The organism is Kitasatospora sp. NPDC036755 (assembly GCF_040636595.1).
Classification (GTDB): Bacteria; Actinomycetota; Actinomycetes; order Streptomycetales; family Streptomycetaceae; genus Kitasatospora.
Map to the genome: position 1 here is coordinate 1 of NZ_JBEZUT010000553.1, position 3,423 is coordinate 3,423.

Sequence of the window (3,423 nt, forward strand, 5' to 3'; positions counted from 1 at the left end):
CGCCGCCGTGGCCGGCTCCGCCCACGAGCGCTCCCGGGACTCCGCGCTGCTGCTCGCCCTGGGCGCGCCGCGCCGGCAGGTCGCCCGCACCGTCGCCGCCGAGAACGCGCTGCTGGTCGGCCTCGGCGGGACCGTCGGACTGGTGCTCGGCGCCCTGCTCACCCATCTGATCGTCCCGTTCGTCGTCCTGACGCCCGCCGCCCGGCGCCCGCTGCCCGAGGCCCTGGTCGAGCTGCCCGTCGGCCAGGCCCTGCTCTTCGCGACCGCGATCGCCGTCGCCCCGCTGCTGTCGGCCTTCCTGATCGGGCGCCGGCGTCGAGACGTGGCCGCCAGGCTGCGCCACGTGGAGGAGATGTGACCACCCAGGCCGGCACGACCGTGCCCACCCCCGCCCCGGAGCAGGGGCCCGCGCCCGCACGGGCCTACCGGCCCGCGCCCTGGGTCCGCACCAGGCTGCGGGCGATGCCCCTGGCCGCGCTGCTCACGGCGGCCCTCGCCCTGGTGACCGTCTTCCTGGCAGCCGCCTTCCCGAGGATCGCGGACCGGGGCGCGGACACCGCGCTCCAGGAGTTCGCCCGCGGCCTGGGCACCAACGTGACCAACCTCGAACTCACCTCGGAGACGACCCCCAACGACAACGCCGACGACCTCCGGGCCGTCGGGCAGAAGCTGGGCGCGCAGATCGGACGGCAGCTGCCGCTGAGCCGGGTCGGCCAGGTCCACGGCACCCGGGTCAAGACCGAGCGCTCGATGTTCAACCCTGGGTTCACCCGGCTCTCCGACCACGCCAACCCGAGGCTCGGCCTGTACTACCTGGACGGCCTCGCCGACCGGGTGACGCTCACCGCGGGCACCTGGCCGGGCCCCGCCCCGGCCGACGGCCCGCTGCCGGTCGTGCTGAGCCAGCAGGCCGCCGAGGCCGTCAACATCAAGCTCGGTGACGTCATCGAGAGCGGCACCGACGGTCCGGTGCAGCTGCGCAGCACCGTGGTCGGCCTCTACCGGGTCAATGACCCCAAGGACCCCTTCTGGGAGGGGCTCGGCTGCCCGGCCAGGGCCTGTCTGGGCCTCAAGGGCGACGACGCGTGGTACTGGACCAGCGGCTTCGTCGACGGCGGCAGCCTGCCCGCGCTGGCCCGCTGGGGTTCGAGCGGCCAGGACTTCTGGCGGCTGCCCGTCGACCCCGGCGCGCTGCGGGCCGACCGGCTCGACCGGACGCACGCGGCCCTCGCCTCGTACACGGCCGGCCCCGGCATGACCGCCCTGATCGACTCCACCCTCCGGGCCGACCTGCACGCCACCTCGCTGTTGCCGGACGTCCTCACCCGGGCCACCGACCGCTACCAGGCCGCGGCCCCGCTGGGCGCCATCGGGCCGGCCGGCGTCGCCGGCATCGCCGTCGTGGTGCTCTGCCTGGCCGCGGCGCTCAGCACGGACCGCCGCGCCGGCGAGATCCGGCTGCTCCAGGCCCGTGGCGGTTCGCGCAGCGGGGTGCTGCTGCGGCTGCTCGGTGAGGGCGCCGTGACCGTGCTCCCCGCCGCGGTGCTGGGGACGGCCCTGGCGCTGGTGCTGCTGCCCACCCCCCGGTGGGGCAACCCGGTGCTGCTGGCACTCGCCGTGACCCTGCTCGCGATCCTGGCCTTCCCGGCCCGGGCCGCGCTGCTCTGGGCGCGTCCTCGTCCGGCCGGCGGCTGGCGCCGGGTGATCGGCGAACTCGCGGTGCTGGCGGTGACCGCCGCGGCCGTGGCGGAGGTCCGGCGCCGCGGCGTCGGCCACGCCGGTGGTGGCGTGGACCCGCTGCTGGTGGCCTCCCCGCTGCTGCTCGCCGTGTCCGGCGGGCTGCTGCTGGCCCGGATCGAGCCCCTCGTGGTCGGCTGGCTGGCCGCCCTCGCCGGGCGGGGGCGCGGGCTGGTCGGCTTCCTGGGCCTGGTCCGGGCCGCCCGCGACAACTCGGGCCGCCGCAAGCCCTCCGTGCTGCCGCTGCTCGCCCTGCTGATCGCCGTCACGGCCACCGGATTCGGCGCCACCGTGCTCGACACGGTGGACCGCTCCCGGACGCGTGCCGGGCGCATCGCCACCGGCGGCGACGTGTCCGTGGCCGTCCCGGTCTACGCCACCCTGCCGGAGGCCTTCACCAAGGCGGCCGGTGAGCTGCCCGGAGTCCGGGCGGCGACCGGCGCCTGGATCGAGGAGCGGGCCACCTTCATCGGCGGCGACCGGGGCACCACCGACGCCATCCTCGTGGTGGTCGAGCCCAAGGCCTACGCGGAGATCTCCCGCACCGCCGGGGTCGGCGGGTACGACCCGGCCGTGCTGGACGCTCCCGGCGGCAAGGACAGCCCGGTGCCCGCGCTGTTCAGCCGGGACCTCGCCGACAAGCTGGCCAAGGGCGCCGCGCAGGTGCGCACGCCCACCGGCAGCGTGATGGCCACCGGCGTCGCCGGGATCGTCTCCGCCACGCCCGCCCTCCCGGACCCGGGCAAGCCCTTCGTCGTGGTGCCGGCCGGTCCCGCGAAGGAGCACCTGCCGGAGCTCCAGCGGGCGACCAAGGTGAACAAATGGTTCGCGGTCGGCGACGTGGAGCCGGACCGGGTCCGGGCCCTGCTGATGGAGCGCGGCATCGGCACTGGCGCGCAGGCGGTGGGCCTCGCCAAGCTGGTCAACGACGAGGCCACGGCGGCGGGCAGGGCCACCTCCGGGCTGCCGCCCGGCTACGTGGTGCACAGCAGCCGCGAGACGATCGCGGCACTGGCCGACGACCCGGTGCAGCGCGCCGCCGGGCGGTTGTTCTGGTACGCGGGCTTCGCCGCCGCCGGGTTCGCCCTGCTGGCCGTGCTGCTGACGTTGCTGCGGGCCGCACCGGACCGTACGGCGGTGCTCGCCCGGCTGCGGACCATGGGGTTGCGGCCCCGGCAGGGGTTGGCGCTGATCATCGCCGAGGCGTTGCCGCAGACCCTGGCGGCGGCGGTCGGCGGTGGCCTGGTGGCGCTGGTGGCGGTCGCCCTGCTGGGCGGCGCCTTCGACCTCTCGTCGTTGGTCGGTGCCACCGTCCGGGAGACCCTGACCCCGGCGGTGCTGCCGGTGCTGCTGCCCACCGTGGGCCTGACCCTGGTGGTCGGCCTCGGGGTGGTGGTGGAGACGCTGGTCGCCGGCCGGCGTCAGATCGCCACCGAACTGCGGGCGGGGGAGCGGCAATGAGAGCGGGAACAGCGGGAGCCCGCGGCGCGGCCGGAGAACGGCGGCCGGCGGCCGGGGGCGGTGCACCGGCCGCGACAGCGGTGCGGGCCGTCGGGACAGTGCGGTGCGGTGCGATGAAGCAGTCAGTCGAGACAGGAGATCAGCGGTGATGGGTGCTTCTGGGCAGCGGACGGTCACTGAGGCGCCGAGCCTTGAGGTGTTGCGGGAGCGGGCGTTGGCGGCTGC

2 protein-coding genes are annotated in these 3,423 nt (G+C 76.2%); both read left to right on the top strand.

What is annotated here, in order from left to right:
• The coding region (locus AB0E96_RS39735) for an ABC transporter permease (RefSeq protein ID WP_359831534.1) at positions 1 to 358 on the top strand (358 nt) is incomplete at its 5' end.
• Positions 355 to 3,198 carry a hypothetical protein gene (locus tag AB0E96_RS39740; RefSeq protein WP_359831536.1) on the top strand — a complete coding sequence of 948 codons (2,844 nt, stop codon included), beginning with the start codon at positions 355 to 357 and terminating at the stop codon, positions 3,196 to 3,198. The genes AB0E96_RS39735 and AB0E96_RS39740, both read left to right, overlap by 4 nt.
• Positions 3,199 to 3,423: the final 225 nt, after the last annotated feature.